The following is a 26,095-nucleotide window of genomic DNA, read 5'->3' as shown; positions in this document are numbered from 1 at the left end:
GGTCCATGATGAACATGAACCCTTTTTACACCTGCCACTGGATCGGTCAACCGATCCTTAAATGATCGGCATTAGGCCTTGGCCGGGTTTCCCTTATAACAGCGGTTTGTCACCGCGTTGCCACCACTTCAGCATTAAGCGTTCCAGGACATGCCCCGCGCTATGAGTCAGGCGATCAATCCTTGAACGGCGGCGCACATAGTTAACCCCGAGCACGGTATATTTATCCATATGCTGAATAATAAGGTCGTCACTGGTAGAGATACGATCGACCAGGCCCAGCGTCAGGGCCTGCCGTCCGTACCAGTGCTCACCGGTTGCCACCTTGTCAATATCCAGTGACGGGCGCATTTCATGCACGAACTGCTTAAACAGCAGATGCGTTTCATTCAGATCCTGCTGGAACTTTTCCCGCCCTTCTTCCGTGTTTTCACCAAACAGCGTCAGAGTGCGTTTATACTGACCCGCCGTATGTAGCTCAACATCAATGTCGTTACGCTTAAGCAGGCGGTTAAAGTTGGGGATTTGCGCCACGACGCCAATCGAGCCGATGACCGCAAAAGGGGCGGAAACGATCTGGCTGGCAACACAAGCCATCATGTATCCTCCGCTGGCGGCCACTTTGTCAACGGCAGCGGTGAGGTTTAAGCCGGCATCCCGCAGACGTTGCAGTTGCGACGCCGCCAGACCATAACCGTGTACCATGCCACCCGGGCTTTCCAGCCGCAGTAGCACTTCATCACCCGGCTGGGCAACGGCGAGTACCGCAGACACTTCTTCACGTAATGATTTAACTTCGCTGGCATCGATACTGCCATTAAAGTCCAGAACGTAAAGCGTGGGTTTAGTGGTTTCCTGGTTGCCCTGCTTCGCTGCGCGTTTCTCTGCTTTGGCCTTTTGTTTTTCGGCCTTTTTATTGTTTTTTAACCACAGCTTTTGAGCCTGAGGTTTCATTTTCTCAAGCTGCAGCTCTTCTTTCATTTTGGTGTAGTCATCACCCAGTCGCGTCAGGCGGAGTTGCCCACTCTGATGACGTTTGCGCTGTGCGGCGTTAACAACAATCATTACGATAGCTGCAATGGCAATCACCACCGTCACCGCTTTTGCTAAAAACAGTCCATAACTCAAAAGAAGATCCATCGTGTCGCCTTATTAAACAGAGGATTACTGACAAACGGTTAGTTTAACTGGTTTATCCAGACCCGTCGCCTGAAATGCCAGCACCTGGCACAGAATGTACTTATTGCCAATTGCGTCATGGCATGAATTGAGGCATAAAGCGTGAAACCCTCACGTTGCGGGAGGCTCCCAACATGCACTATCAACCTAAAAATGATCTACTCGCGAATCGCCTGATTCTTGTCACCGGTGCTTCTGACGGCATTGGCCGGGAAGCGGCCCTGACCTACGCTCGCTATGGGGCGGAAGTCATCTTACTGGGCCGTAGCGCGGAAAAGCTGCAGCACACCAAAGAGGCGATTGGCCAGTTGAATCAGCGCCCGGCGCACGCGGTGGTATTTGATTTGTCTGATGCAACGCCAGAGCAGTGCCATCAACTGGTCGGGCAACTGGCGCAACAGTTTTCGCATCTGGATGGCGTATTACATAACGCCAGCATTTTAGGGGAAATCATGCCGCTGGCGGACCTTGATCCGCAGGTTTGGCAACAGGTCATGAAGATTAACGTCGATGCGACCTTTTTCCTCACCCAGGCCCTGCTACCGCTGCTGTTGAAATCAGAAAGTGGATCGCTGGTCTTCACCACCTCCAGCGTGGGCCGTACCGGTCGTGCGGGATGGGGCGCTTATGCGGTATCAAAATTTGCGACCGAAGGCATGATGCAGGTGCTGGCAGATGAATATAAAAACCACGCGTTACGCGTCAACTGCATCAATCCCGGCGGCACGCGCACAAAAATGCGCGCCAGTGCGTTTCCGCAGGAAGATGCCAGTAAACTTAAAACGCCCGCCGATATTATGCCGCTCTACCTCTATTTAATGGGTGACGACAGTCGCCGTAAAACCGGTATGAGCTTTGATGCTCAGCCAGGCAGAAAACCCGGAGCAGCTGAATAATGACGGACGAACGCCACCAGCAACGTCAGCAACGTTTAAAGGAACAGGTGGATGCCCGCATTGCCGCAGCCAGTGAAGTCAGAGGTATCCTGATGGTATTTACCGGCAATGGCAAAGGCAAAACCACCGCCGCTTTTGGCACCGCGTTACGCGCCTGTGGACATGGCAAGCGCGCCGCGGCCATCCAGTTTATCAAGGGTGAGTGGCCAAATGGCGAGCGCAACATGCTGGAACAGCACGGTGTTGAGTTTCAGGTGATGGCTACCGGCTTTACCTGGGAGACACAAAATCGCCAGACCGATACCGATGCCTGCCTTGCCGTCTGGCAGCATGCGAAGCGCATGCTGTGTGATAGCAGCCTGGATCTGGTGATTCTTGATGAAATCACCTACATGGTCAGTATGGATTATCTGCCCCTTGACGAGCTGGTCACTGCCCTAAAACAACGCCCTGCTCAGCAAAGCGTGATTATTACCGGCCGTGGATGCCATCGCACCCTGCTGGATATGGCTGATACCGTCACGGAAATGCGGCCGGTGAAACATGCTTTTGACGCCGGTATTCAGGCCCAGCAGGGAATAGACTGGTAACCTTATTATATGCTATTCAGCAGAGGTCGGACGGGGTGCCTGTCTGACCAGCATCTTTTCGGCATAAATCTGTAAACCTGATCGTCAGCCTGTCACCCGATCGTTACATGAGCCTCTTGCCCAATACCGTTAAACCCTCGTCCGTCGCACCTCAGAATTCCGCTTGCCGCGAGCGCGCTGTTGGGTCGGTTTCGGCAAAAATGCGATCTCTGACGCGCCTGTTTACCCCAACCTGTCGGCCATAAATGTAAATTTTCGATTACACTTCACGCGCCCTTTCCAGTTCCGTTACCTGAAATTGACCGCCATGATTTACATCAGTCATTGATCACAATCACATAATGCCCGGTGAACGGCCGCAAAAACCGATCGGGATCACTCTTCTATGTTAAAAAAATGATAAAAAAAATTTAGCTTTAATATCATATCTTTGTGCATGGTTAATCAAAACAAGAGGTTAACCATTAACACGCTAAGTAAATCCATAAATTATTATCTTGTTCGATAACAATTGAATAACTTTTGCCAATGAGAGGGCTGTTATTTTGCTGACCATACTGGGCTTTACGATGGTTGTTTGTTTCATGTATCTGATCATGACCAAACGCATGTCAGCGCTGATAGCGCTAATTCTTATTCCCACCCTGTTCGCTTTGCTGGGTGGTTTCTACCAGGGGCTGGGTGCCATGATGCTGGATGGGGTGAAAACCCTGGCACCTACAGGCGTCATGCTCACCTTCTCGATTCTCTATTTCGGCCTGATGATTGATGCTGGCCTGTTTGATCCACTGGTGCGTTTTATTCTTAAAATCGTGCGGGGCGATCCGCTTAAGGTGCTGGTAGGTACAGCGGTACTGACGCTGCTGGTCTCACTGGATGGTGACAGCTCAACCACCTATATGATTGCTATTGCCGCGTTCCTTCCCCTCTACCGTAAGCTGGGCATGAATGTGCTGGCGATGACCTGTCTGGTTAACCTTGCCAGCGGCATCATGAACCTCTCTCCCTGGGGCGGACCAACGGCACGTGCCGCTGCCGCGTTGCGAATTGACGCGCTCGACATTTTCATACCGATGTTGCCTGCCATTTTTATCGCCTGTGTTGCCCTTGTGGGCCTGGCCTTCATGTTTGGCTTGCAGGAGCGTAAACGCCTGGGCGTGATGAGCATCAGCGACCATCATCTGGATAATATTGAGTTGGGGCTGGGTGATGCTGAAGAGTGTGCAGCCAATCGTCGGCCTAAAATGTTCTGGCCAAACTTTGTTCTGACTACGGTGCTGCTGGTCCTGTTGGTTGTTGGTGCCATGCCCATTCAGATCCTGTTTATGCTGGCCTTCGCGATTGCGGTGATGCTGAACTATCCAACGCTGGAAGAACAAAAGGCCCGTATTGGTTCCCATGCCAGTAATGTGCTGGCCGTGACGGCGCTGATTTTCGCTGCAGGTATCTTTACCGGTATCCTTTCGGGAACCGGTATGGTGGATGCCATGGCGAAAAGCCTGTTGGCCTTTATTCCACACAGTTTTGGCCCCTATCTCGCCGTGTTTACCGCCTTAATCAGTCTGCCTTTTACCTTTTTTATGTCTAACGATGCCTTCTATTTTGGCATCCTGCCGGTGATTGCCCAAACGGCTGCCAGCTACGGTATTTCCGCAGAGGAAATTGCCCGGGCCTCCATTGTGGGTCAGCCTTTCCATTTACTGAGCCCGCTGGTTCCGTCGGTCTATCTTCTGGTCGGTCTGGCGAAGGTGGATATCGGTGACCACCAGCGTTTTGCCATTAAATGGGGGATTTTAATCAGCCTGGTGTTGATGGCCGGTGGGTTAATTACCGGTGCGTTTCCGCTGTTTCACCGGTAAGCCGTTGTCACCTGAACAGTGAGAAAACAAAAAAGCCGCAACGATAATCGTTGCGGCTTTTTTAGTGAATCTGTTCTGACGTGCAAACCGATATCAGGTTGCGTTACGCTTACTGCCAGGGTTACGGCGGGCAGGTCTGCCACTGGTCTGACTGTGGCGCTTAACGGCCCGACGGATCTGATTGGCCTTGGTGCGGCGACGGTCTTTCTCGACAGCCAGTTTGGTGACGGTTTCATCATCCATCCCCACCATGTTACGCAGATAATTGACCGCTGACAGATCAAGCTCCATCCAGCCACCGCGTGGAACGCCTTTTGGCAACGTGATATCGCCATAACGAACACGCATCAGTCGGCTCACCTGGACGCCCACGGCTTCCCACAAGCGACGAACTTCACGGTTCCGTCCTTCGGTCAGCGTCACGTTGTACCACTGGTTGATACCTTCACCACCGGCAAAGCGCAGCGTTTTGAATGCGGCGGGGCCATCTTCAAGCTGCACGCCTTTGCTGAGCTGCCGAATTTTGTCGTCATCAACCTGACCAAATACGCGCACCGCATATTCGCGTTCCACTTCACGGCTGGGATGCATCAGGCGGTTAGCCAGTTCGCCATCTGTGGTGAACAGCATCAACCCACAGGTATTGACGTCAAGACGACCCACGGCAATCCAGCGCGAACCGCGCAACCGCGGCAGTCGATCAAAGACCGTTGGACGCCCTTCCGGATCGCTGCGTGTGCAGAGTTCACCTTCAGGTTTGTAATAGGCCAGTACGCGGCAGACTTCCGTTGCAGATTCCGCAATAGAAACCAAATGACCGTCAATACGGATCTTCAGGGCTTTGCTGTTTTCGATGCGATCGCCAAGCGTGGCCAGCTTACCGTCAACGCTAACGCGTCCGGCAGCGATCATCGTTTCAATTTCACGACGCGAACCGTGACCGGCACGCGCTAAGACTTTTTGTAACTTTTCGCTCATGGAGCTACCTCATTGTCGCCTTCCCAGGCGTCGGATGGATTAGGAATTTAACCTTAAAAATCAATGGGTTATATTTTCCTGTTGGCCCCATTATACAGGATGTCCCTCGTAATGTAACCCGTATTATGGCGTTGCCCTGACTCGCACCGCGGGCAGGCAGCTATCCTGATGGAATCCACCTTCTGCAGCGCTGGCGCGCATTCGTCTGGCAACAGACCCTGCCAGATATCAGCGGCAGGCATAATTATAATAATGAACGCGCTGTACTTAAAGAATCGAGATTATCCTCGCCATCAACAGGACATGTTGTGAAGCACAAAGCCTCAGGAAACGCTTTATAGCTTCACGTTTCATCAATTTTATCTGCCTTATTGTGGTGAAATGGCGCACTGATGACCGATAAATTGCCTCAACAGCAAAAAGTAACGCTTTGTTACTTAATTCAAGTTAATGTTTCACCGGCAGCAGTTTTAGATAATGTTGCCGTTAACCCTTCTTAGAGAATTCGCATTAAAAAGATTTGTATTTAATGATTTCTACGCTATAGGTTTATCGCGAAACATTAAAAGCCGAGTAAAAGTGTCATAAGCAGCGCAAATATAGTGGTGAGAAAAGTTTATTTTTACAGGCGGAATGTCATTTGAGTTAATTTAAAAATGCAGAAAACCACACTTAAGCCAAATATTTATTTTTTTAATCATCCGCAGGGCGGGCTTTGCACATTGACCGCACTTCACCGCCTCTTTCCGTCGCATCTTTACTCGATATTTCATAGAGTAACCCACAATAAAGTTGTACAAGAAAAAATATGTTGTACAATTTTAATTATTGCGGGATACTGTGCGAAATAATGCCACCTGACCGACTCACTTTTGGTCAGACGGCTGTGTCGATATTCGCTCTCTCATTACAATAAATTTACATTAAAAAAATGGACTGGCGGCAATCTCAGCCGATAACCATTATACGACCTTTTTAGCAGCCCTAATCTAATAAGCATACAGACGACGCAACGTTTCAAACGGCGCTGTATGAAAAAGCCGCTAACTGGTTGTTATTAAATATATATACACCGGCGCATCAGGAATATTTGCGTTAATACGGCTCACGATGAGCTTTAATTTGCATGTCTTGAATCTTCACCAGGGATTTTACAGACATGCTCACCTGAAGACACCACTATGCAAAAACAGTTTGTGTGCGCAGCGTTATTGACGCTGGCTCTGAGCGGTTGTTCTGTGGGCCATACTGAGTACAGCCGTACGGCGATGCAGCACGTTGATATGAGCGTGACAGGCATCCCTACCATTCTTGGTTTAGGTACATTAGGCACCAGCATTCCTTTAACGCCCGACTACAGCCTGACCGCCGCTCACGTGGCAAAATTCGCTGTGCAGCGCGTGAAGTCTTATCACCCTTATTGCGATCTCGCGATTATTTATCATAAGAATCCGCCAAATACACTGACTCAATTCCGCAGCACCGATATTGGCGATGCGGTAAAAATGTATGGATACAGCTATATTTCGGCGCTGCCCGTTGAGTCTAAAGGGGTAAATCTGGCGCGCACGGCGATACGTAATACCTGGAATAAAAGCCCGTGTATTGCCATGGCCTCAAATGCGGGAGTCGTTCAGGGCATGTCCGGCGGCGGCGTCTATAACAGCGACGATACGTTGGGTGGGGTTATCGTAGGTTACTCAGATGCGATTAAAAATGGCCGTAGCGGGAAAGTGATTTTAAAAGATGTTTCACTCTATATCCCTTACGGCCAGTTTAAAAACTGGTTACAGGCGACGATTCCCGTCACCCGTAAAACCTGAGTGGGTTACAGAAACGGTTTCACATCTCCCACACCTTCACGGACGACTTCAGGTGCATCACTGGTGAGATCAATGACGGTGGTGGGCTGCTGTCCAAGCGTGCCACCGTCAATAATCAGATCCACCTGCTTGCCAATACGGTGCTGAATATCTTCCGGATCAGATTCCGTGAAGTCATTACCCGGCAGAATTAACGATGTCGACATCATGGGTTCGTTCAGCACCTCAAGCAGGGCAAGTGCTACCGGATTCGACGGTACGCGTAATCCAATCGTTTTACGCTTTTCATTCATCAGACGACGCGGCACTTCTTTCGTCGCCTTAAGAATAAACGTGTAATTACCCGGCGTGTTATTTTTAAGCAGACGGAAAGCGCTGTTACCCACCTGAGAATAAACAGACAGTTCAGATAAATCACGGCACATCAGCGTGAAATTATGATGACCGTCCAGCTGACGAATGCGACAAATTCGCTCCATCGCCCCTTTCTCTTCCAGCCGACAACCCAGGGCATAGCCGGAGTCCGTTGGGTAAACAATCACGCCGCCTTTATTCAGGTACTCTACGGCCTGGTTAATCAGGCGCGGTTGTGGATTATCTGGATGAATATGAAACAGTTGACTCATAGAAACCTCTTATCCCCTTTCCGTACATTCCACTGCGGGTGCCAGTGCGGGAAAACGTTCCCAGACCGGTTCTACCGCCGCAGGTAGCCACAATTTGCGGCCCAGTTCAATCCACGGGCAGGGTTGATGAAAATCAGAACCTTGCGATGCAGCCAGATTGTTATCTCTGGCATATTGCGCTAACTGCGTGCGCTCAGCGGGTGCCTGCTGACATTGTGCGACCTCGATCGCATCCCCGCCAGCAGCGCTAAAACTGGCAATCAGGCGCTTTAGCCATTTAGCCGACAATCCGTAGCGTCCCGGATGTGCCAGCACGGCACAGCCACCAGAATGGTGAATCGCATCAATGGCTTGATTAATTGTACACCATTGCGGTGGGACGTAGCCGGTTTTGCCCCGCGCCAGATAATTTTTAAACACCTGCGCCATGTTATTCGCTTTGCCCAGATCGACCAGATAGCGGGCAAAATGGCCGCGCGTAATCATTCCCCCCTCGGCTAAGCGCTGCGCCCCTGCCAGCGCGTCGGGGATCTGCGCTTTATCCAGCCGTTCAGCAATGCGCTGTGCGCGCTCCAGTCGCGCCGTATACTGACCCGCAAGGAACTGGGTCATCACCGGATGCTGGATGTCGATGTTTAACCCGACAATATGAATTTCATGGTTTTCCCACAGCGTTGAAATCTCAACACCGGCTAAAATTTTTATGGGCAGTTGCTGATTCAGTACGGCCTGCTGCGCCTCAGGGATACCCGCGACGGTGTCGTGATCGGTAATTGCCAGCACCCCGACGCGCATGTCTACTGCGCGCTCAACCAGTGCCTGCGGCGACAACAATCCATCGGAAGCCCGCGTGTGACTATGAAGATCGTAAAGCGGAAAACGGGCGATATCGCTCAAAACAACTCCTGTTGGCTACTGATCGGGTCAGCATAATAACGATTTTATCGGCCACTGAAAAAGTGTATTGACATTTTTGTCACGAACCAGTTAACTAGTACACAAGTTCACCGCAGACGGGTATTTGATCATGAAAACTGTAATTACGCTTTTAATGGGTTGGTGGCGCAATGTTTCCCAGTACGGGCGACGTTGTCGTGCACACCTTGCGTAAACACTGTGCAGATACCTGAGCCCGCCTCCAAGCGGGCTTTTTTTTGGACGATATTCAGAGAAATCATCATGCTTAATGCAAAACCGACAGTGAAGTTAATTACCGGCAGCGCGCCCTATCGGGAAGATCCCGCCGCCGTTTTTCATCAGTTATGCGGCGCTCGCCCGGCGACACTGCTGCTTGAATCCGCAGATATCGACAGTAAAGAAAACTTAAAAAGCCTGATGATTGTTGACAGCGCCCTGCGCATCAGCGCATTAGGAAACCGCGTCACTCTACAGGCACTGTCTGACAATGGCCGTGCGCTGCTGCCGCTGCTGGATGACGCTCTGCCCTCTGAAATCATCAATGAACCTCGCCCAGACGGGCGTGTTCTGACATTTACCCCTGTGCAGGATCAACAGGATGAAGACTCACGCTTACGCGCCCTGTCGGTGTTTGACGCACTGCGTCTGATTCCGCAGTTGGTGAATTCCCCAAGCGAAGAGCGCGAAGCCGTGTTTGTCGGCGGCCTGTTTGCCTACGATCTGGTGGCAGGCTTTGAAGATTTACCGGAACTCAGCAGTGAGCAACGCTGTCCCGACTACTGCTTTTACCTGGCGGAAACGCTGCTGGTGCTGGATCACCAGGCACGCAGCGCACGTCTGCAGGCCAGCCTGTTCTCGCCTTCTACCCACGAATTTCAACGTCTGCAACGACGCATTGAACAGTTGCATGGACAGATGTTACAACCTGCACCGGCGCTGCCCGTTCAGCCTGTCGAAACGATGACGCTGACCGTCAGCCAGAGCGATGAAGAGTATTGCGCGGTAGTGCGTAAGATGCAGGAGGCCATTCGCATTGGTGAAATCTTCCAGGTTGTGCCATCACGCCGCTTTTCGCTGCCCTGTTCTTCTGCGCTCGCCGCTTATGACACGCTGAAACGCAGCAATCCAAGCCCGTATATGTTCTTTATGCAGGATCAGGATTTTTCACTGTTTGGTGCCTCACCCGAAAGCTCGTTGAAGTACGAGGCTGCGTCTCGTCAGATTGAAATTTACCCCATTGCCGGTACCCGACCACGCGGTCGGCACGCTGACGGTTCGCTGGATCGCGATCTCGACAGCCGTATCGAGTTAGAAATGCGCACAGACCACAAAGAACTGGCCGAGCACCTGATGCTCGTCGATCTGGCGCGCAATGATTTAGCCCGTATCTGCCGTCCCGGAAGTCGTTATGTTGCCGACCTGACGAAAGTTGACCGCTATTCCTTTGTGATGCATCTGGTCTCGCGGGTTGTGGGCACGCTGCGCGATGACCTGGACGTGCTACATGCCTATCGCGCCTGCATGAATATGGGCACCCTGAGCGGTGCGCCTAAAGTCCGGGCGATGCAGCTGATTGCTGACGCAGAGGGCACACGACGCGGGATCTACGGTGGCGCTGTGGGCTATTTCACCGCCAACGGTGATTTAGATACCTGCATCGTAATCCGCTCAGCCTATGTAGAAGATGGCGTAGCCACCGTGCAGGCCGGAGCCGGTGTGGTGCTGGATTCGGACCCTCAGGCTGAAGCAGATGAAAGCCGTAACAAAGCCCGCGCCGTATTGCGCGCGATTGCCACTGCTCACCACTGCAAGGAGATTTTCTGATGGCTGACATCCTGCTGCTGGATAACATCGACTCATTTACCTACAACCTGGTCGATCAGCTTCGTACCTTCGGGCACAACGTGGTGGTGTACCGTAATAACATGCCGACATCGCTGTTAATCGATCGACTGCAAAGCATGAATAATCCGGTGCTGATGCTGTCTCCGGGGCCCGGCGCGCCGAAAGAGGCGGGCTGTATGCCAGAGCTGCTGCGCGCGATGCGCGGAAAGCTGCCGATTATCGGCATTTGCCTGGGTCATCAGGCGATTGTGGAAACCTATGGCGGTCATGTCGGTCAGGCCGGCGAAATTCTGCATGGCAAAGCCTCTGCCATTCGTCACGATGGTGAAGCGATGTTTGCCGGGCTCAGCAATCCCCTTCCCGTTGCCCGTTATCATTCGCTGGTTGGCAGTAACACGCCGGACGAATTAACGGTGAATGCCAGTTACAACGGCATGGTCATGGCGGTCCGCCACGAAAAAGATCGTGTGTGCGGATTCCAGTTCCATCCCGAATCCATTTTAACCACTCAGGGCGCGCGTCTGCTTGAACAGACACTGGCCTGGGCGCTGGCGAAGTAACAGGGAGAAAAGTATGAATACGATTCTGGAAAAACTTTACCAGTCGCAGATCCTGACTCAACACGAGAGTCATCAACTGTTCAGCGCCATTATTACTGGTCAGCTTGAACCGACTCAACTGGCAGCGGTTCTGATTGCTATGAAGGTGCGTGGCGAAAACCCCGAAGAAATCGCCGGAGCTGCCAGTGCCTTACTGGAAGATGCCAAACCCTTTCCGCGCCCGGATTACGCCTTTGCCGATATTGTTGGCACCGGCGGCGATGGCAGTAACAGCATTAACATCTCGACCGCCAGCGCCTTTGTCGCAGCAACCTGCGGGCTGAAAGTCGCGAAACACGGCAACCGCAGCGTATCAAGCAAATCAGGATCGTCTGACCTGCTGGCTGCGTTCGGTATCAATCTGGATATGCCCGCCGAGCTGGCACGTAAAGCGCTGGACGATCTGAATGTCTGTTTCCTGTTTGCACCGCAGTACCACACGGGTTTTCGCCATGCCATGCCGGTGCGCCAGCAGTTGAAAACCCGCACGGTATTTAACGTGCTCGGGCCGCTGATCAATCCTGCCCGCCCGCCGCTGGCCGTGATTGGGGTTTACAGCCCTGAACTGGTGCTGCCCATTGCGCAAACCCTGAAAGTGCTGGGCTACCAGCGCGCAGCGGTCGTGCATGGTGGCGGAATGGATGAGGTGGCGCTACACGATGTCACCCATGTGGCTGAGTTGCGTGAAGGTGAGATTACCCGCTATCAGCTCGGCCCGGAAGATTTCGGCTTTGGCTTCCATCCTAAAGAGGCTCTGGCAGGCGGCACACCGGAAGAAAACCGTGACATTCTTACACGTTTACTCCAGGGTAATGGCGAGCAGGCCCATGAGGAGGCGGTTGCCGTAAATGTGGCGATGCTGCTTAAAGTGTTTGGTAATGAAGATCTCCGTGAAAATGCACAGCGTGCGCTCAATGCCATCCGTAGTGGTCAGGCCTATGAGCGCGTGGTGGCTCTGGCATCAAGAGGATAATCATGCAGGGTACAGTGTTAGATAAAATCGTGAAAGACAAAGCCATTTGGGTTGAGGCACGTAAGCAGCAGCAACCCCTGGAGAGTTTCCAGCAGCGCATTACGCTTTCCAACCGTAGTTTTTATGACGCACTGCAGGGCACCCGCACTGCTTTTATTCTGGAATGCAAAAAAGCCTCTCCATCCAAAGGGCTGATTCGTGATGATTTTGATCCCGAGATGATAGCCGGGGTTTATCGCCACTATGCATCTGCGGTTTCCGTGTTGACCGATGAGAAATATTTTCAGGGTGACTTCGCCTTTTTACCTGTCGTCAGTGCAGCCATAACGCAGCCTGTGCTGTGCAAAGACTTTATTATCGATCCTTATCAAATCTATCTGGCACGTTACTATCAGGCCGATGCCATCCTGCTGATGCTGTCAGTGGTGGATGACGAGCAGTATCGTCAGCTTGCTGCGGTTGCGCACAGTCTACAGATGGGCGTGCTGACCGAAGTCAGTAACGAACAGGAGCTGGAACGCGCCATTGCGTTGGAAGCGAAAGTGGTGGGCATTAATAACCGCGATTTACGTGACCTGTCGATTGATCTGAATCGGACACGCGAACTGGCACCCCGTCTGGGCCAGGGCATCACCGTGATCAGCGAGTCAGGCATTAACAACTATCGTGATGTTCGTGAATTAAGTCATTTCGCCAATGGTTTCCTTATTGGCTCTGCATTAATGGAAGAAGACGATCTTCATGCGGCAGTGCGTCGTGTCACCCTGGGCAGCAACAAAGTCTGTGGTTTGACCCGTCCTGAAGATGCCTGCGCCGCCTGTGATGCGGGCGCCCTTTTTGGTGGGTTAATCTTTGTCGAGGGTTCGCCGCGTCAGGTTGATACCGATAAAGCGCGGGCGGTTATCGCAGGCGCGCCGTTGAAGTATGTCGGTGTGTTCCGCAATGCAGCAATAAGTGACATTGTCACTAAAGTGACTGCGCTACAGCTCAGCGCCGTGCAGTTACACGGTGATGAAGACCCCGCCTATGTAGCTGCGCTTTATCAGGCGTTGCCTGAACAGGTGCAAATCTGGAAAGCGCTGAGTATTCAACATGCCCTGCCTGAGCGTAACTGGCCCCATGTGAATCGTTATGTTTTTGATAATGGCAACGGCGGCTCGGGCCAGACGTTTGACTGGTCACTGCTTCAGGGCCAGGACCTCAAGAATGTCATGCTGGCGGGCGGCCTGAGTGCCGATAACTGCGTGGAAGCCGCGCAGCTTGGATGTGCAGGATTGGACTTCAATTCGGGTGTGGAAAGCGAGCCAGGTATTAAAGACGCCAGCAAAATTGCCGCCGTATTCCGGACGCTTCGCGCCTACTGATTGACCGGGCCCGTGTTCTGGCGGGCCACAAAAAAGGATAGCAAAACATGACCTTACTCAATCCCTATTTTGGCGACTTCGGCGGCATGTATGTGCCGCAAATTTTGATGCCAGCGCTAAAACAGTTAGAAGAAGCCTTTGTTAGCGCGCAGAAAGATCCTGAATTTCAGGCTGAATTTACCGACCTGCTGAAAAACTATGCGGGCCGTCCCACGGCGTTAACCCTGTGCAGCAACCTGGCAAAAGGGACAAAAACCCGCCTGTATCTGAAACGCGAAGATCTGCTGCACGGCGGTGCGCACAAGACTAACCAGGTTTTAGGACAGGCTCTGCTGGCGAAACGCATGGGCAAGAATGAGATCATCGCCGAAACCGGTGCAGGTCAACATGGCGTTGCCTCTGCGCTCGCCTGTGCGTTACTGGGCATGAAATGCCGTATCTATATGGGTGCTAAAGACGTGGAGCGTCAGTCGCCGAACGTCTTCCGTATGCGCCTGATGGGTGCCGAAGTGATTCCGGTACACAGTGGTTCAGCCACGCTGAAAGATGCCTGTAATGAAGCGCTACGTGACTGGTCAGGCAGCTATGAAACCTCGCACTATATGCTGGGCACCGCTGCCGGCCCGCACCCCTTCCCGACGATTGTGCGCGAATTTCAGCGCATGATTGGTGAAGAGACCAAAAAACAGATTCTGGAAAAGGAAGGTCGCCTACCGGATGCGATTATCGCCTGTGTCGGCGGCGGTTCCAACGCCATCGGTATGTTTGCCGACTTTATTGACGAAGAAGGTGTCAAGCTGATTGGCGTTGAGCCTGCGGGACACGGTATTGAAACGGGTGAACACGGTGCGCCACTGAAGCATGGTCGCGTCGGCATTTATTTCGGTATGAAATCACCGATGATGCAGACCGATGAGGGGCAGATTGAAGAGTCGTACTCAATTTCAGCCGGGCTTGACTTCCCTTCTGTTGGTCCACAGCACGCCCATCTCAACAGCATTGGTCGGGCCGACTATGTGTCAGTCACCGACAATGAAGCGCTCGCTGCCTTTAAAAAGCTGTGCCGCGCCGAAGGCATCATTCCTGCGCTGGAGTCGGCTCATGCCCTGGCGTATGCCCTGAAGATGATTGAGGCAGAACCGGAAAAAGAGCAACTGATTGTGGTGAACCTTTCCGGTCGCGGTGATAAAGATATCTTCACCGTTCACGATATTCTGACTGCGCAGGGAGAAATCTGATGGAACGTTATGATCAACTGTTTACCCGTCTGGCGGCGAAGAAAGAAGGCGCTCTGGTGCCCTTCGTCACACTGGGCGATCCTTCACCCGCGCTGTCATTACGGATTATTGATGCGCTGGTAGAAGGTGGGGCTGACGCGCTTGAACTGGGCATTCCTTTTTCCGATCCGCTAGCGGATGGGCCAACCATCCAAAGCGCCACGCTACGGGCATTTGCGGCAGGCACCACGACCGCACAGTGCTTTGAAATGCTGGCAGCTATACGCCATAAATATCCTGAATTACCGATTGGCTTACTGATGTATGCCAACCTTGTATTCAGCAACGGTATTGATGAGTTCTATGCGCGTTGTGCCCAGGCTGGAGTTGACTCAGTGCTTGTGGCAGATGTGCCTGTGGAAGAATCAGCGCCGTTCCGCCAGGCTGCGATGCGACATGGCATTGCGCCAATTTTCATTTGCCCACCTAACGCCAGCGATGAGCTGCTACGTGAGATTGCCTCTCACGGGCGCGGTTATACCTATCTGTTATCCCGTGCCGGCGTCACCGGGACTGAGAAGCGGGCCAGCCTGCCGCTGGATCACCTGATTGCAAAGCTACGTGAATATCACGCCGCGCCACCGCTACAGGGCTTTGGGATTTCCGAACCCTCACAGGTCAAAGAATCGCTCGCGGCGGGGACTGCCGGTGCAATTTCCGGCTCGGCTGTGGTCAAAATTATTGAGCAGCATCAGGCCGAACCCGAGGTGATGCTGGATGCCCTGAAAACCTTCATTGGTAACCTGAAAGCCGCTACCCGCTAATCGCCTTCATGCCTTACCGTCCGGTAAGGCATGATTTCCCTGTTTTTTTCATTACCGGTTTGCTAATTTCGGATTTCCTGCACCACAATTAACAGGCGCCGTTATGGTAACGTCGCATCCAATTTGTGACAGGGAGAGAAGCAATGAAATGGTTTAAAGTGCTGGCAAGTGCTATGGTCGCGGCTGTTGTTGCATTAACACTGAGCGCCTGTGCGCCAACGCCAACTAAAGAAGGCACCGGCGGTTATATCGATGACACTGTCGTCACGACCAAAGTGAAAGCAGAACTGTTAAAAGATGAGTCGCTGAAATCGACTGAAATTAACGTTGAAACCTTTAAGGGTAAAGTGCAGCTCAGCGGTTTTGTCAGCTCGCCGCAGATGGCTAACCATGCAGTACAGGTTACCCGCAGCGTGGCCGGCGTAAGATCCGTCGTCAATAACATGCAAATTAAATAACGCCGTATCCATCACACGAAGGGCCACTTTTCAGTGGCCCTTTTTTTATCAGAAGCGGTAACCTGCCCCGAAGAAGAATACCCAGGGATCAACGCGCATATGGATGTTCTGCTGCTGATCGCCGGCTTTGAATTTCACGTCAGTATCAATATCCATGTACCACAGAGACGCGTTCAGCATCCAGTCACGGTTGATCTGATAATCCAGCCCGACCTGACCGGCTACGCCCCACGAATTTTTCAGACTCAGATCGCTTAAGCCCGCATCACGTCCGGTCTGGTTAAAATCCGCATCATAAAAGGTGGTGTAGTTCACCCCCACGCCGACATAGGGACGGACCTTACTCTGGCTGTCAAAAAAGTAGTACTGTGCCATCAACGTAGGCGGCAGCTGTCTTACCGTCGCCAGGGTGCCGGTTGGGCCAAGCCCCACTTTATGACGAAACGGCGTGGCGGCCAGAAGCTCGACGCCAATATTGTCAGTAGCCATATAGGTAAAGGTTAGGCCCAGTTGGGTGTCATTGCTGGCGCTAAAAGACCCCATTCCCAGCACATTGTCCGAGCCTTCGGTGGGGCGAACGGTAGCACTCCCTGCACGCACAAAGAAATCGCCAGCCTGATGGGCCAGCGCAAATTGCGGTAACGCAAGCGCCAGCAGCATGGCGCATTTAGCCAGTTTCATGTTCACTCCTGTGAGAAATTAAATGCCTGCACTGAATTATTTTGCCCGCACAGATTTAGCGCGATTCTTTGGTAAATGCATCTAAATCAACTTAGAAAAATGATTTAAAAAACAATGAATTGATTCAAGTCAATTTTACACCTGCTGCTGCAGGCTAAATATCTCTTGCCGAAATAATATCGCCGCATTACTTTGCTCTTCTTTCCTGACTATTTTGGTTCGATGCCTTAGAGGTGGCGGGCGATCAAATGAGCGAAAATATCAATCCTTGTATTAGCTGTGGTGCCTGCTGTGCCCACTTTCGTGTCTCTTTTTACTGGGCTGAAGCCGATGATGCCGGCGGTCTGGTGCCCACAGAACTCACCGAGCCGTTGAGTCTGTTGATGCGGAATATGCGCGGAACGAACGATCGCTCACCGCGCTGCGTCGCCCTTAAAGGCGATATTGGCGGCTGCGTTTCCTGCGGTATTTATGAGAACCGGCCCTCACCCTGTCGTGAGTTTGACATGTCCGGGGAACAAGGTGTCTGGAATGAAGGTTGCGATCGGGCCAGAGCACGGTACGGCCTCCCCGCACTTTTTCACCCATCTTTACCTGTTATGACAGAAAGTTGTCCGGTTGCGGGTGCCAGCGAGCCTCCAGAACATGTACAATCGCCGGGTTAATTAACCCGGTTCTTTCAAGGAGAGTACATGTCTATCACGGCAAGCTCGTTATACCGTGACACTGGAAATTTTTTTCGTCATCAATTGTTCACCCTGGTGTTAATGTCGCTGCTGACCGCGTTTGTGACGGTCATGCTGTTACACGTTTTAACGCCCGGTGAAGATCAAATGGCGATTTTGCAACAAGGCGAGATAAGCAGTACGTCGCTGTTTGATCTGGTGCAGAGTATGACACCCGAACAGCAACAGGTTCTGCTCCGCGCCTCTGCAGCCGGGACGTTCGCGGGCCTGGTGGGGAATACGCTGCTGTTAGGCGGTATGCTCTGCCTGATTCCGTTAGTCTCTTCAGGCCAACGTGTCAGTGCACTGCGTGCGATAGGCGCAGCTGCGCCCTTGCTGCCGAAGTTACTGCTGCTGACTTTTTTAGTCACCTTAGTGGCGCAACTGGGTTTTATGGTGTTGGTGGTGCCCGGTGTATTGCTGACTATTGTGCTATCACTGTCGCCGATTATTCTGGCCAGTGAAAAACTCGGCGTTATCGCCTCGATGCGCGCCAGCATGCGGATGGCATGGAAAAACGTGAAGCTGATTGCCCCTGCCATTATCCTGTGGTTACTGGCGAAGCTTGCCGTAATGTTTTTCTTTACCTCATTGACGGTATTACCTATAAACGTTTCAACGGTCATTTTCACCGCTATAGGTAACCTGGTTTCCACTCTGTTAGTGATTTATTTGTACCGGCTTTATATGCTGTTACGTTGATTGTCCGTGCGCCGCCCGGCGCACTGGCTGGAAAGGCAGCCTTAACTGGAATGACTATGAAGCAGCTACTCGACTTTCTTCCCCTTGTTGTTTTCTTTATTTTTTATAAGTTGTACGACATTTTCGTGGCGTCGGGCGCACTGATTGTCGCAACCGGTCTGGCACTGGTGGCGAGCTGGGTGCTGTATCGCAAGCTCGAGAAAATGACCATCTTTACCTTCGTTCTGGTGGCGGTATTCGGCACGCTGACGCTGGTTTTCCATAATGATGAGTTTATCAAATGGAAAGTCACGGTTATTTACACCCTGTTTGCGCTGGCGTTACTGTTTAGCCAGTGGTTTATGCAGCAACCGTTAATTCAGACCATGCTGGGTAAAGAGCTGGAGCTGCCTGAGCACGTCTGGCGTAAACTCAACATTGCCTGGGCACTGTTCTTCTTGATTTGTGGTCTGGCGAACATATATGTTGCATTTTGGTTACCCCAGTCATTCTGGGTTAACTTTAAAGTGTTTGGACTGACCGGCCTTACGCTGCTGTTCACGCTCCTGAGCGGCGTCTATATCTGGCGTAAGATGCCGCAACAAGAACAAAAATAATCCTGTTGCCCGTGTTAGCGGGCAACGTTTCTCTTACGATGACATAAGAAACCAGAGCAATGGACGATAAACATAAATTGCCCCAGGGCGAAATGGTGATGCGCACCCTGGCCATGCCAGCGGATACCAATGCCAACGGCGATATCTTTGGTGGCTGGTTAATGTCACAAATGGATATGGGTGGCGCGATCCAGGCTAAAGAGATCGCCGAAGGCCGTGTTGTTACCGTTCGCGTCGATGGCATGACGTTTTTAAAACCCGTCGCGGTGGGCGATGTCGTCAGTTGCTATGCGCAATGTATTCGAACCGGCAACAGTTCGATGACGATCAACGTTCAGGTGTGGATTAAGAAAGTCTCTTCTGAACCGATTGGGCAGACCTACTGCGCCACCGAAGCAGTGTTTATTTATGTCGCTGTCGATAACGAAGGACAGCCTCGCCAACTGCCCGCAGGACGGGATAATCAGTCATTCCCTTCCTGATTAAACGATGCATCTACAATCCCGCTAACAGCCCGTTCGCGGTGAGCGCTTGTCACGTGTAGATCGCTCACCGCTGCATCACTTTCGCCCCCGGCGTCACTCGATGCTGGCCCCGCCATTAATTTTGAACACGATATTCATCGTCAAACCGCTGCCCGGCTTACCACTTTGATAACGCCACGTCCGCATAGCCTGTTTAACGGTGCGCTCAAACATGTTACGCGGCTCAGCAGAGAGAATGTCGATATTATCGACCCGACCATCGCTATCCACGTCAAATTTCACCCTGACGCGTCCTTCGATACGTAATGCCGCAGCCCGAGGCGGATAAGACGGCTTACTGATATTAAGCGCTTTAGGCCCGGTGGATACGCTCTGCGTCGGTGCTGCCGACGGCGTACTTTTCGGGGCCGTCGTGGGTTTACTTTGCGTTGCAGGCGCATCCTGCTTAAACGGGTTCGCCTGCGGCTTCACGTCCTGACGCGGTTTAACTTCGCGTTTTGGCTGTTCGTGCCTGGGCTCTGGCTTAGGTTTCGGCTTAGGTTTAGGTTGCGGTTTGGGGATCGGCACGGGCACGGGCTTCGGCGGCTCTGGTGCGGGTTGAGGCTCCGGCACGGGCTCCGGTTCTGGCTGGGGTTCCGGTTGCGGCTCGGGTTGAGCGACTGCAGGTTCAGGCTGAACGTCCGGTGCAACCATGGTCACGCTAATCGGCTGTGATGCCTTGGGCAACTCAATGGTCTGATGAAAAGACGCATAGAGAATCCCGCCAATGACTGCACCGTGCAGCGCAACAGACAAGATCATAGCAACAGGCGAGCGTTTAGGTAAGGGCATAGTCAGCGTGGTCATAACAATCGCAGTAATGAAATGAAGTCCCGATTTTAAATGCAAATAGCAATCAGTTTCAATAACCTCCTTATGATGCGGCTAAAAAAGCCTATTTAGCCCAATATGCTGCGTAGGTCATTGACGCAAGGTTTCGTTTGCACTCTACTTAACTATCACTTACCGTGTTGCAAAATTTAAGAGTTAATGGGAGCGCCCAATTGCTTTACGTCATTTATGCTGAAGATCACGCCGATTCTCTGGAAAAACGCAACGCCGTGCGCCCCGCTCACCTGGCACGTCTGAAGTTGTTACATGAAGAAGGTCGCTTAATCGTTGCCGGGCCTATGCCTGCGGTGGACAGTAACGATCCTGGCGTTGCTGGGTTTACGGGCTCTACCGTGGTCGCTGAATTCCCGTCACTGGAAACGGCGCAGGCCTGGGCGGCAGACGATCCCTATATCGCCGCGGGCGTTTATAAGCAAGTCAGTGTGAAGCCCTTCAAGCGCGTTTTCTGATTCGACTCCCATGCAAAAAAGCTTCCGGGCAGCTGCTCTGAAGCTTTTTTTTCGAGATGATGTTTTATGCAAGCGATCATTTTGACCCTGTTACTGGTCATCACGCTGTTAGTCGGGGCGGCGCTCTGCCTGTGGCGCAAACACGGCTGGCGTAATAAAAAACACCTGATTGTGATGCTGATTGTTCTGGCTGCCGCGGTACAGTTGGTCAACGTAAAATTATTGATGACCGGACAGTAGATTTATCAGCCGCTCAACGCGGCTGAATGATTACAGATTTTGCGTGATAAACAGAATCGAGCGACGTTGCTGCTGCGCCAGTTGATGGCGAATCCCGTGAATACGTTTATAGCGACGTGACTGCCCTTCCAGCCAGCGCGAACGTCGGCGCTGTACCTGACGCAACATTCTCCAGCGGGCAACTTCGTTTCTGCTTTTTCTCATTACGTCCTCTCTGACACCAAACTCACGCGCAGGCATTATAAAGATCTCTGAGCCAATGCCAAATCGGATCTTTCATCGAAAAGCCGTTATTATTAAGGGTTTCGCTCCCCTGCATCTCCACGTAAACTTCTCAAACTCAAGCGCGAACAGGATGTCCACTTAATGACCACGTTTTACACGCTTATCAGCTGGTTGTTGTTGTTTGGTTACTGGTTGCTGATCGCCGGCATCACGCTGCGCATCCTGATGAAGCGACGGGCCGTGACCTCAGCCATGGCATGGCTGCTGATTATCTTTATTCTGCCGCTGGTGGGCATCATTGCTTATTTATCCTTTGGCGAACTGCATTTGGGGAAACGCCGTGCTGAACGGGCGCGTACCATGTGGCCGTCCACCGCCCGCTGGCTGAATGATTTAAAAAAGCGCACCGAAATTTTTGCAACGGATTACAGCGACGTTGCGCGCGCTTTATTTCAATTGTGCAATAACCGCCAGGGCATTGCGGGCGTAAAGGGTAATCAGCTACAGCTACTGACCAGTTCTGATGACGTGATGAAGGCGTTAATTCGCGATATCCAGCTGGCACGTCATAACGTCGAGATGGTGTTTTATATCTGGAATCCGGGCGGTCTGGCAGACGAAGTGGCCGAGTCGTTAATGGCTGCATCACGCCGTGGCGTTCACTGCCGGCTCATGCTCGACTCTGCGGGGAGCGTTGCGTTTTTCAGAAGCCCGTGGGTGGGCATGATGCGTAACGCAGGCATCGACGTTGTGGAGGCGCTCCAGGTCAGCCTGCTGCGTGTATTCCTGCGCCGCATGGATTTGCGTCAGCATCGTAAAATGGTGCTGATTGATAACTATATTGCCTACACGGGCAGCATGAATCTGGTTGATCCGCGCTTCTTTAAACAAGAGGCTGGCGTGGGTCAGTGGGTTGATCTGATGGCCCGAATGGAAGGCCCGGTATCGACGGCGATGGGGATTGTCTATAGCTGTGACTGGGAGATTGAAACCGGCAAACGTATTCTGCCGCCGCCGCCCGACCGCAATATCATGCCATTTGAGCAGGAAAGTGGCCACACCGTGCAGGTTATCGCTTCCGGCCCTGGTTTTCCGGAAGACTTGATTCACCAGGCGCTGCTTACGGCAGTTTATTCAGCACGTGAGCAGTTAATCATGACCACGCCCTATCTGGTGCCGAGTGATGACCTGCTTCATGCTATCTGCACGGCGGCGTTACGCGGAGTCAACGTGAGTCTTGTGGTGCCCCTTCATAATGATTCTCTGCTGGTCGGCTGGGCAAGCCGCTCATTTTTTGGCGAGCTACTTGAGGCTGGCGTGAAGATCTATCAGTTTGAAGATGGCCTGCTGCATACCAAAAGCGTGCTGGTGGACGGTCAGTTGAGCCTGGTCGGCACCGTCAATCTGGATATGCGTAGTTTGTGGCTGAACTTTGAAATTACCCTTGCCGTGGATGATGCCGGATTTGGCAGCGATCTGGCCTGTGTACAGGACGATTATATTGCCCGTTCGCGCCTGCTTGACGCTAAACGCTGGGCAAAACGTGCCTGGTGGCAGCGGATTGTCGAACGACTGTTTTACTTCTTTAGTCCTTTACTGTAAAACGAGCGAAATTACGAACTGCCCTTAGATAAACGGGACTGAGAATGGATCTAAACAACCGCCTGACAGAAGACGAAACGCTGGAACAGGCCTACGACATTTTTCTTGAACTGGCAGGCGACAATCTTGATCCTGCCGATATCATTCTGTTCAATCTGCAGTTTGAAGAGCGCGGTGGCGCAGAGCTGTTCGATCCGTCAGATGACTGGCAGGATCATGTGGATTTTGATTTGAATCCTGACTTTTTCTCAGAAGTGGTGATCGGTCTGGGTGAAGCGGACGGCGAGCCAATTACGGATGTCTTCGCGCGCGTACTGCTGTGCCGCGAAAAAGATCACAAGCTGTGCCATATTTTATGGCGTGAATAGCTGACAGATGACAAATAAACGCCGGGCAAATGCCCGGCGTTTTGCTTTATAGCGGGTCCACCTTCAGGCAGGACACCGCGTGACGGAAACTGCCTTCAAGCAGCGGTCGGGTCTTCGCACACTCCGGGCCGGCAATCGGGCAACGGGTACGGAAGACGCATCCAGAGGGCGGATTAATCGGGGACGGTAATTCCCCTTCCAGAAGCTGAATCTGCTTATTTTTCTCCAGGTCCGGATCGGGGATCGGCACCGCCGACATCAGCGCTTTGGTATAAGGATGCTGCGGATTGGTGTACACCTCATCGTAAGTGCCCAGCTCAACGGCATGTCCCAGATACATCACCAATACGCGATCGGAGATATGTTTCACCACCGCCAGGTCATGGGCGATAAAGATCAGCGACAGCCCCATTTCACGCTGCAGTTGCTGTAGCAGGTTAACCACCTGCGCCTGGATAGAGACGTCCAGCGCCGACACCGGCTCATCGCAAATGATCAGCTTAGGCTCAAGTATCAAGGCGCGCGCGATGCCAATACGCTGGCACTGCCCACCCGAGAACTCGTGAGGATAACGGTTGATCAGGTTAGGCAGGAGCCCGACCTTCATCATCATGGTCTTGACGCGATCTTTGATATCCTGGCGCGACAGCTCCGGGTGATAAGTGCGTAACGGCTCTGCGATGATATCGCCGATGGTCATACGTGGGTTTAACGAGGCCAGCGGGTCCTGAAAAATCATCTGGATATCGCTACGCGCCTTGCGCCACTCTTCCTGGCTCTGTCCCAGCAGGTTGCGCCCCAGCCAGGATACGCGGCCCTCTGTGGCTTTAACCAGGCCAATAATGGCACGCGCCAGCGTAGACTTGCCGCAACCTGATTCACCGACAACGCCCAGCGTTTCGCCCTCATACAGGCGCAGGCTGACTCCATCGACGGCCTTAAGGGTTTTTGGCGGCTGCCAGAACCACTGCTTGCCATCTTTGATATCAAAATGGACTTTCAGATCGGCGATTTCGAGTAAGACTTTTTTCTCTGCCAGGCTGCTCATACGAGTTCCTCCACCGGCTTAAAGCAGGCGCGTAAACGCCCTTCTGCAAAAGGTAACAGCGGCGGTGCTTTAGAACAGATATCCATGGCATGAGGACAGCGCGGCTGGAACGGACAACCCTGCGGCAAACGCAGCAGGTTAGGCGGATTCCCGGGAATAGTCGTCAGGCTTTCCCCTTCTGCATCCAGCCTTGGGACGGCGTTCAGAAGGCCAATAGAGTAAGGATGGGCTGGCTGATAAAAGACATCGCGTGCACGGCCATATTCCATCGTGCGTCCAGCATACATCACCAGCACTTTGTCGCAGATCCCCGCGACCACACCCAGATCGTGGGTAATCATGATGATCGCCGTATTGAACTCGCGCTTGAGTTCATTCAGCAATGTCATAATCTGCGCCTGAACCGTCACGTCCAGTGCGGTCGTGGGTTCATCGGCAATCAGCAGCTTAGGACGACACATCAATGCCATCGCAATCATCACACGCTGACGCATCCCACCTGAAAACTCATGGGGATACATTTTCATGCGTTTACGCGCTTCCGGCATTTTTACCGCATCCAGCATTTTTATCGACTCTTCAAATGCCTGGGCGCTGCTCATGCCTTTATGCAGCTTCAGCACTTCCATTAACTGCTCGCCAACCCGCATGTAGGGGTTCAGTGAGGTCATGGGGTCCTGAAAGATCATGGCGATTTGCTCGGCACGCAGTCTGTTCAGCTGTTTTTCAGGCAGGTTAAGGATCTCCTTACCGTTAAACAACGCCGATCCGCCGATACGACCATTGCTGGCCAGCAGCCCCATCAGCGCAAACGCGGTTTGGGATTTGCCTGAGCCCGACTCGCCCACAATGCCTAAGGTTTCCCCCGCGCGCAGTGAAAAGTTGAGATCGTTAACCGCCGTCACGTCACCATCGTGGGTGCCAAAAGTGACGCGTAAATCTTTGACATCAAGCAGCAGTTCGCTTCCCGTGCGTGCAGCCTGAGAAGGCTGAAATTCATGAATAGTCATCGGGAAACTCCTTAACGATCTTTGGGGTCGAGGGCATCACGCAGGCCATCGCCAATAAAGTTGAAACAGAACAAGGTGACAACCAGGAAAACCGCCGGGAACAGTAACAGCCATGGCGAGACTTCCATGGAGTTAGCACCATCGCTAAGCAATGCGCCCCAGCTACTCAAGGGCTCCTGGGTTCCCAGCCCCAGGAAGCTCAGGAAAGATTCAAACAGAATCATACTGGGCACCAGCAGCGAAGCGTAAACCACCACCACACCCAGTACGTTAGGGACGATATGGCGCGTCACAATTTTCCAGGTGGAAACGCCACCGACATGCGCGGCTTCGATAAACTCTTTGCGTTTCAGGCTTAAGGTCTGACCACGCACGATACGCGCCATGTCCAGCCAGGAAACCATACCGATAGCGGCAAAAATAAGCAGGATATTGCGGCCAAAGAAGGTCACCAGCAGGATAACGAAGAACATGAACGGGAAGGAGTTAAGGATTTCCAGAATACGCATCATCACGGAATCCGTTTTCCCCCCGAGGTAACCAGCGATTGAACCGTACAGGGTGCCGACGATGACGGCGATCAGGGCGGCGGCAATCCCGACCATCAGGGAAATACGCCCCCCAATGGCGACGCGCACCAATAAATCGCGCCCTGATGAGTCAGTGCCGAACCAGTGACCCGAGGTCGTATCCGGCGGTGATGACATCATTCCCCAGTCTGTATCGAAATAGGAGAACTGTGACAGCATAGGCGCGAAAATCACAAACAGCGTGATGAGCATCAGCACCATCAGGCTAATTAACGCGGCACGGTTATGGATAAAACGACGTCGGGCATCCTGCCACAGGCTACGCCCTTCGACTTCCAGTTTTTCACTGAATGCATCAAGAGCTTCGCTATTTTTCTTACTTAACATCATGGCG

At 52.4% G+C, this 26,095-nt stretch carries 27 protein-coding genes, 1 pseudogene and 1 other annotated feature; of the genes and pseudogenes, 18 read left to right on the top strand and 10 right to left on the bottom strand.

Annotation, left to right across the window (positions count from 1 at the left end; genetic code table 11):
• Positions 1-93: 93 nt before the first annotated feature.
• Positions 94-1,140 carry a protease SohB gene (sohB, locus tag NR177_RS21835; protein ID WP_256853619.1) on the bottom strand — a complete coding sequence of 349 codons (1,047 nt, stop codon included), beginning with the start codon at positions 1,138-1,140 and terminating at the stop codon, positions 94-96.
• A gap of 173 nt (positions 1,141-1,313) precedes the next feature.
• On the opposite strand from sohB, the gene NR177_RS21830 reads away from it, so the two are divergent.
• From NR177_RS21830 to NR177_RS21820, 3 genes are all read left to right on the top strand, one after another.
• Positions 1,314-2,075 (top strand): YciK family oxidoreductase, encoded by a 762-nt coding sequence (locus tag NR177_RS21830; RefSeq protein ID WP_256853618.1) that lies wholly within the window; start codon positions 1,314-1,316, stop codon positions 2,073-2,075.
• Positions 2,075-2,665: a cob(I)yrinic acid a,c-diamide adenosyltransferase gene (gene cobO, locus NR177_RS21825; protein ID WP_063879773.1), complete on the top strand. Its 591-nt coding sequence runs from the start codon at positions 2,075-2,077 to the stop codon at positions 2,663-2,665. The genes NR177_RS21830 and cobO overlap by 1 nt, the downstream gene beginning before the upstream one ends.
• A 545-nt stretch (positions 2,666-3,210) precedes the next feature.
• Complete coding sequence (locus tag NR177_RS21820) at positions 3,211-4,524, top strand: CitMHS family transporter (RefSeq protein ID WP_109716418.1); 1,314 nt, start codon at positions 3,211-3,213, stop codon at positions 4,522-4,524.
• A 93-nt stretch (positions 4,525-4,617) separates the two neighbouring features.
• Here the strand turns inward: NR177_RS21820 and rluB are convergent, their stop codons facing one another.
• Positions 4,618-5,502 (bottom strand): 23S rRNA pseudouridine(2605) synthase RluB, encoded by an 885-nt coding sequence (gene rluB / locus NR177_RS21815; RefSeq protein ID WP_063879775.1) that lies wholly within the window; start codon positions 5,500-5,502, stop codon positions 4,618-4,620.
• Between the two features lie 1,181 nt (positions 5,503-6,683).
• Between rluB and NR177_RS21810 the strand changes: the two genes are divergently transcribed.
• Positions 6,684-7,325, top strand: a complete 642-nt coding sequence (locus tag NR177_RS21810) for a hypothetical protein (protein WP_063879776.1) — start codon at positions 6,684-6,686, stop codon at positions 7,323-7,325.
• A gap of 5 nt (positions 7,326-7,330) precedes the next feature.
• Here the strand turns inward: NR177_RS21810 and NR177_RS21805 are convergent, their stop codons facing one another.
• On the bottom strand, positions 7,331-7,951 hold the full coding sequence (locus NR177_RS21805; RefSeq protein WP_109716419.1) for an L-threonylcarbamoyladenylate synthase: 621 nt from the start codon (positions 7,949-7,951) through the stop codon (positions 7,331-7,333).
• Positions 7,952-7,960: 9 nt separating this feature from the next.
• Positions 7,961-8,848, bottom strand: a complete 888-nt coding sequence (locus tag NR177_RS21800) for a PHP domain-containing protein (protein WP_096010523.1) — start codon at positions 8,846-8,848, stop codon at positions 7,961-7,963.
• Between the two features lie 154 nt (positions 8,849-9,002).
• Positions 9,003-9,107: a sequence feature (Trp leader region), on the top strand.
• A gap of 23 nt (positions 9,108-9,130) precedes the next feature.
• On the opposite strand from NR177_RS21800, the gene NR177_RS21795 reads away from it, so the two are divergent.
• From NR177_RS21795 to NR177_RS21770, 6 genes and pseudogenes are all read left to right on the top strand, one after another.
• Positions 9,131-10,693, top strand: coding sequence for an anthranilate synthase component 1 (locus NR177_RS21795; protein WP_256853617.1), 1,563 nt, complete (start codon positions 9,131-9,133; stop codon positions 10,691-10,693).
• Positions 10,693-12,286: pseudogene (gene trpD / locus NR177_RS21790) on the top strand (bifunctional anthranilate synthase glutamate amidotransferase component TrpG/anthranilate phosphoribosyltransferase TrpD). The gene NR177_RS21795 and the pseudogene trpD overlap by 1 nt, the downstream one beginning before the upstream one ends.
• 2 nt (positions 12,287-12,288) lie before the next feature.
• Positions 12,289-13,650 carry a bifunctional indole-3-glycerol-phosphate synthase TrpC/phosphoribosylanthranilate isomerase TrpF gene (gene trpCF, locus NR177_RS21785; protein ID WP_256853616.1) on the top strand — a complete coding sequence of 454 codons (1,362 nt, stop codon included), beginning with the start codon at positions 12,289-12,291 and terminating at the stop codon, positions 13,648-13,650.
• A 47-nt stretch (positions 13,651-13,697) separates the two neighbouring features.
• A complete protein-coding gene (trpB, locus tag NR177_RS21780) occupies positions 13,698-14,888 on the top strand; it encodes a tryptophan synthase subunit beta (protein ID WP_063879783.1) in 1,191 nt (396 codons plus the stop codon).
• Positions 14,888-15,691, top strand: a complete 804-nt coding sequence (gene trpA / locus NR177_RS21775) for a tryptophan synthase subunit alpha (protein ID WP_063879784.1) — start codon at positions 14,888-14,890, stop codon at positions 15,689-15,691. Before trpB ends, trpA begins: the two co-directional genes overlap by 1 nt.
• A 143-nt stretch (positions 15,692-15,834) precedes the next feature.
• Entirely contained in the window at positions 15,835-16,149 is a 315-nt protein-coding gene (locus NR177_RS21770; RefSeq protein WP_109716425.1) for a BON domain-containing protein, read from the top strand.
• A gap of 48 nt (positions 16,150-16,197) precedes the next feature.
• Here the strand turns inward: NR177_RS21770 and ompW are convergent, their stop codons facing one another.
• Positions 16,198-16,830: an outer membrane protein OmpW gene (ompW, locus tag NR177_RS21765; protein ID WP_096010519.1), complete on the bottom strand. Its 633-nt coding sequence runs from the start codon at positions 16,828-16,830 to the stop codon at positions 16,198-16,200.
• A gap of 248 nt (positions 16,831-17,078) precedes the next feature.
• On the opposite strand from ompW, the gene NR177_RS21760 reads away from it, so the two are divergent.
• The 4 genes from NR177_RS21760 to yciA are packed head-to-tail and all read left to right on the top strand — an operon-like array spanning position 17,079 to position 19,335.
• Positions 17,079-17,495, top strand: a complete 417-nt coding sequence (locus tag NR177_RS21760; RefSeq protein ID WP_256853615.1) for a YkgJ family cysteine cluster protein — start codon at positions 17,079-17,081, stop codon at positions 17,493-17,495.
• 27 nt (positions 17,496-17,522) lie between these two features.
• Entirely contained in the window at positions 17,523-18,257 is a 735-nt protein-coding gene (locus NR177_RS21755; RefSeq protein WP_063879787.1) for a YciC family protein, read from the top strand.
• 56 nt (positions 18,258-18,313) lie between these two features.
• Positions 18,314-18,853, top strand: coding sequence for a septation protein A (locus NR177_RS21750; RefSeq protein ID WP_063879788.1), 540 nt, complete (start codon positions 18,314-18,316; stop codon positions 18,851-18,853).
• Between the two features lie 59 nt (positions 18,854-18,912).
• A complete protein-coding gene (gene yciA / locus NR177_RS21745) occupies positions 18,913-19,335 on the top strand; it encodes an acyl-CoA thioester hydrolase YciA (RefSeq protein WP_063879789.1) in 423 nt (140 codons plus the stop codon).
• A 96-nt stretch (positions 19,336-19,431) separates the two neighbouring features.
• Here yciA and tonB read toward each other — a convergent pair whose 3' ends face one another.
• Complete coding sequence (tonB, locus tag NR177_RS21740; RefSeq protein ID WP_063879790.1) at positions 19,432-20,184, bottom strand: TonB system transport protein TonB; 753 nt, start codon at positions 20,182-20,184, stop codon at positions 19,432-19,434.
• Positions 20,185-20,381: 197 nt separating this feature from the next.
• Between tonB and NR177_RS21735 the strand changes: the two genes are divergently transcribed.
• Complete coding sequence (locus NR177_RS21735) at positions 20,382-20,678, top strand: YciI family protein (RefSeq protein WP_256853614.1); 297 nt, start codon at positions 20,382-20,384, stop codon at positions 20,676-20,678.
• Between the two features lie 66 nt (positions 20,679-20,744).
• Positions 20,745-20,918 (top strand): hypothetical protein, encoded by a 174-nt coding sequence (locus NR177_RS21730; RefSeq protein ID WP_164484316.1) that lies wholly within the window; start codon positions 20,745-20,747, stop codon positions 20,916-20,918.
• 30 nt (positions 20,919-20,948) lie between these two features.
• On the opposite strand, the gene NR177_RS21725 is transcribed toward NR177_RS21730, so the two are convergent.
• The gene (locus NR177_RS21725) at positions 20,949-21,122 is read right to left on the bottom strand and encodes a YciY family protein (RefSeq protein WP_096010518.1); all 174 of its coding nucleotides are present in this window, start codon (positions 21,120-21,122) and stop codon (positions 20,949-20,951) included.
• A gap of 162 nt (positions 21,123-21,284) precedes the next feature.
• Between NR177_RS21725 and cls the strand changes: the two genes are divergently transcribed.
• Both cls and NR177_RS21715 read left to right on the top strand, forming a co-directional pair.
• Positions 21,285-22,745 (top strand): cardiolipin synthase, encoded by a 1,461-nt coding sequence (gene cls / locus NR177_RS21720; protein WP_063879791.1) that lies wholly within the window; start codon positions 21,285-21,287, stop codon positions 22,743-22,745.
• A 38-nt stretch (positions 22,746-22,783) separates the two neighbouring features.
• Entirely contained in the window at positions 22,784-23,113 is a 330-nt protein-coding gene (locus NR177_RS21715; protein ID WP_208624999.1) for an HI1450 family dsDNA-mimic protein, read from the top strand.
• A 46-nt stretch (positions 23,114-23,159) separates the two neighbouring features.
• Here the strand turns inward: NR177_RS21715 and oppF are convergent, their stop codons facing one another.
• Genes oppF through oppC form a run of 3 tightly spaced genes read right to left on the bottom strand, consistent with a single transcriptional unit; the run spans position 23,160 to position 26,091 of the window.
• Entirely contained in the window at positions 23,160-24,161 is a 1,002-nt protein-coding gene (oppF, locus tag NR177_RS21710) for a murein tripeptide/oligopeptide ABC transporter ATP binding protein OppF (RefSeq protein WP_063879792.1), read from the bottom strand.
• Complete coding sequence (locus NR177_RS21705; RefSeq protein WP_063879793.1) at positions 24,158-25,171, bottom strand: ABC transporter ATP-binding protein; 1,014 nt, start codon at positions 25,169-25,171, stop codon at positions 24,158-24,160. The genes oppF and NR177_RS21705 overlap by 4 nt, the downstream gene beginning before the upstream one ends.
• Positions 25,172-25,182: 11 nt before the next feature.
• Positions 25,183-26,091 (bottom strand): oligopeptide ABC transporter permease OppC, encoded by a 909-nt coding sequence (gene oppC, locus NR177_RS21700; protein ID WP_063879794.1) that lies wholly within the window; start codon positions 26,089-26,091, stop codon positions 25,183-25,185.
• Positions 26,092-26,095 lie beyond the last annotated feature (4 nt).

The organism is Pantoea sp. Fr+CA_20 (assembly GCF_024520835.1).
Lineage (GTDB): Bacteria > Pseudomonadota > Gammaproteobacteria > Enterobacterales > Enterobacteriaceae > Pantoea > Pantoea allii.
Note: the sequence above shows the minus strand (reverse complement) of the source record. Positions and strands in the feature narration are given on the sequence as shown.

Coding starts and splice junctions, on each gene's coding strand:
- sohB (WP_256853619.1), bottom strand. CDS start 1,140: ATGGATCTTCTTTTGAGTTATGGACTGTTTTTAGCAAAAGCGGTGACG.
- NR177_RS21830 (WP_256853618.1), top strand. CDS start 1,314: ATGCACTATCAACCTAAAAATGATCTACTCGCGAATCGCCTGATTCTT.
- cobO (WP_063879773.1), top strand. CDS start 2,075: ATGACGGACGAACGCCACCAGCAACGTCAGCAACGTTTAAAGGAACAG.
- rluB (WP_063879775.1), bottom strand. CDS start 5,502: ATGAGCGAAAAGTTACAAAAAGTCTTAGCGCGTGCCGGTCACGGTTCG.
- NR177_RS21810 (WP_063879776.1), top strand. CDS start 6,684: ATGCAAAAACAGTTTGTGTGCGCAGCGTTATTGACGCTGGCTCTGAGC.
- NR177_RS21805 (WP_109716419.1), bottom strand. CDS start 7,951: ATGAGTCAACTGTTTCATATTCATCCAGATAATCCACAACCGCGCCTG.
- NR177_RS21795 (WP_256853617.1), top strand. CDS start 9,131: ATGCTTAATGCAAAACCGACAGTGAAGTTAATTACCGGCAGCGCGCCC.
- trpCF (WP_256853616.1), top strand. CDS start 12,289: ATGCAGGGTACAGTGTTAGATAAAATCGTGAAAGACAAAGCCATTTGG.
- trpB (WP_063879783.1), top strand. CDS start 13,698: ATGACCTTACTCAATCCCTATTTTGGCGACTTCGGCGGCATGTATGTG.
- trpA (WP_063879784.1), top strand. CDS start 14,888: ATGGAACGTTATGATCAACTGTTTACCCGTCTGGCGGCGAAGAAAGAA.
- NR177_RS21770 (WP_109716425.1), top strand. CDS start 15,835: ATGAAATGGTTTAAAGTGCTGGCAAGTGCTATGGTCGCGGCTGTTGTT.
- ompW (WP_096010519.1), bottom strand. CDS start 16,830: ATGAAACTGGCTAAATGCGCCATGCTGCTGGCGCTTGCGTTACCGCAA.
- NR177_RS21760 (WP_256853615.1), top strand. CDS start 17,079: ATGAGCGAAAATATCAATCCTTGTATTAGCTGTGGTGCCTGCTGTGCC.
- NR177_RS21755 (WP_063879787.1), top strand. CDS start 17,523: ATGTCTATCACGGCAAGCTCGTTATACCGTGACACTGGAAATTTTTTT.
- NR177_RS21750 (WP_063879788.1), top strand. CDS start 18,314: ATGAAGCAGCTACTCGACTTTCTTCCCCTTGTTGTTTTCTTTATTTTT.
- yciA (WP_063879789.1), top strand. CDS start 18,913: ATGGACGATAAACATAAATTGCCCCAGGGCGAAATGGTGATGCGCACC.
- tonB (WP_063879790.1), bottom strand. CDS start 20,184: ATGACCACGCTGACTATGCCCTTACCTAAACGCTCGCCTGTTGCTATG.
- NR177_RS21730 (WP_164484316.1), top strand. CDS start 20,745: ATGCAAGCGATCATTTTGACCCTGTTACTGGTCATCACGCTGTTAGTC.
- NR177_RS21725 (WP_096010518.1), bottom strand. CDS start 21,122: ATGAGAAAAAGCAGAAACGAAGTTGCCCGCTGGAGAATGTTGCGTCAG.
- cls (WP_063879791.1), top strand. CDS start 21,285: ATGACCACGTTTTACACGCTTATCAGCTGGTTGTTGTTGTTTGGTTAC.
- oppF (WP_063879792.1), bottom strand. CDS start 24,161: ATGAGCAGCCTGGCAGAGAAAAAAGTCTTACTCGAAATCGCCGATCTG.
- NR177_RS21705 (WP_063879793.1), bottom strand. CDS start 25,171: ATGACTATTCATGAATTTCAGCCTTCTCAGGCTGCACGCACGGGAAGC.
- oppC (WP_063879794.1), bottom strand. CDS start 26,091: ATGATGTTAAGTAAGAAAAATAGCGAAGCTCTTGATGCATTCAGTGAA.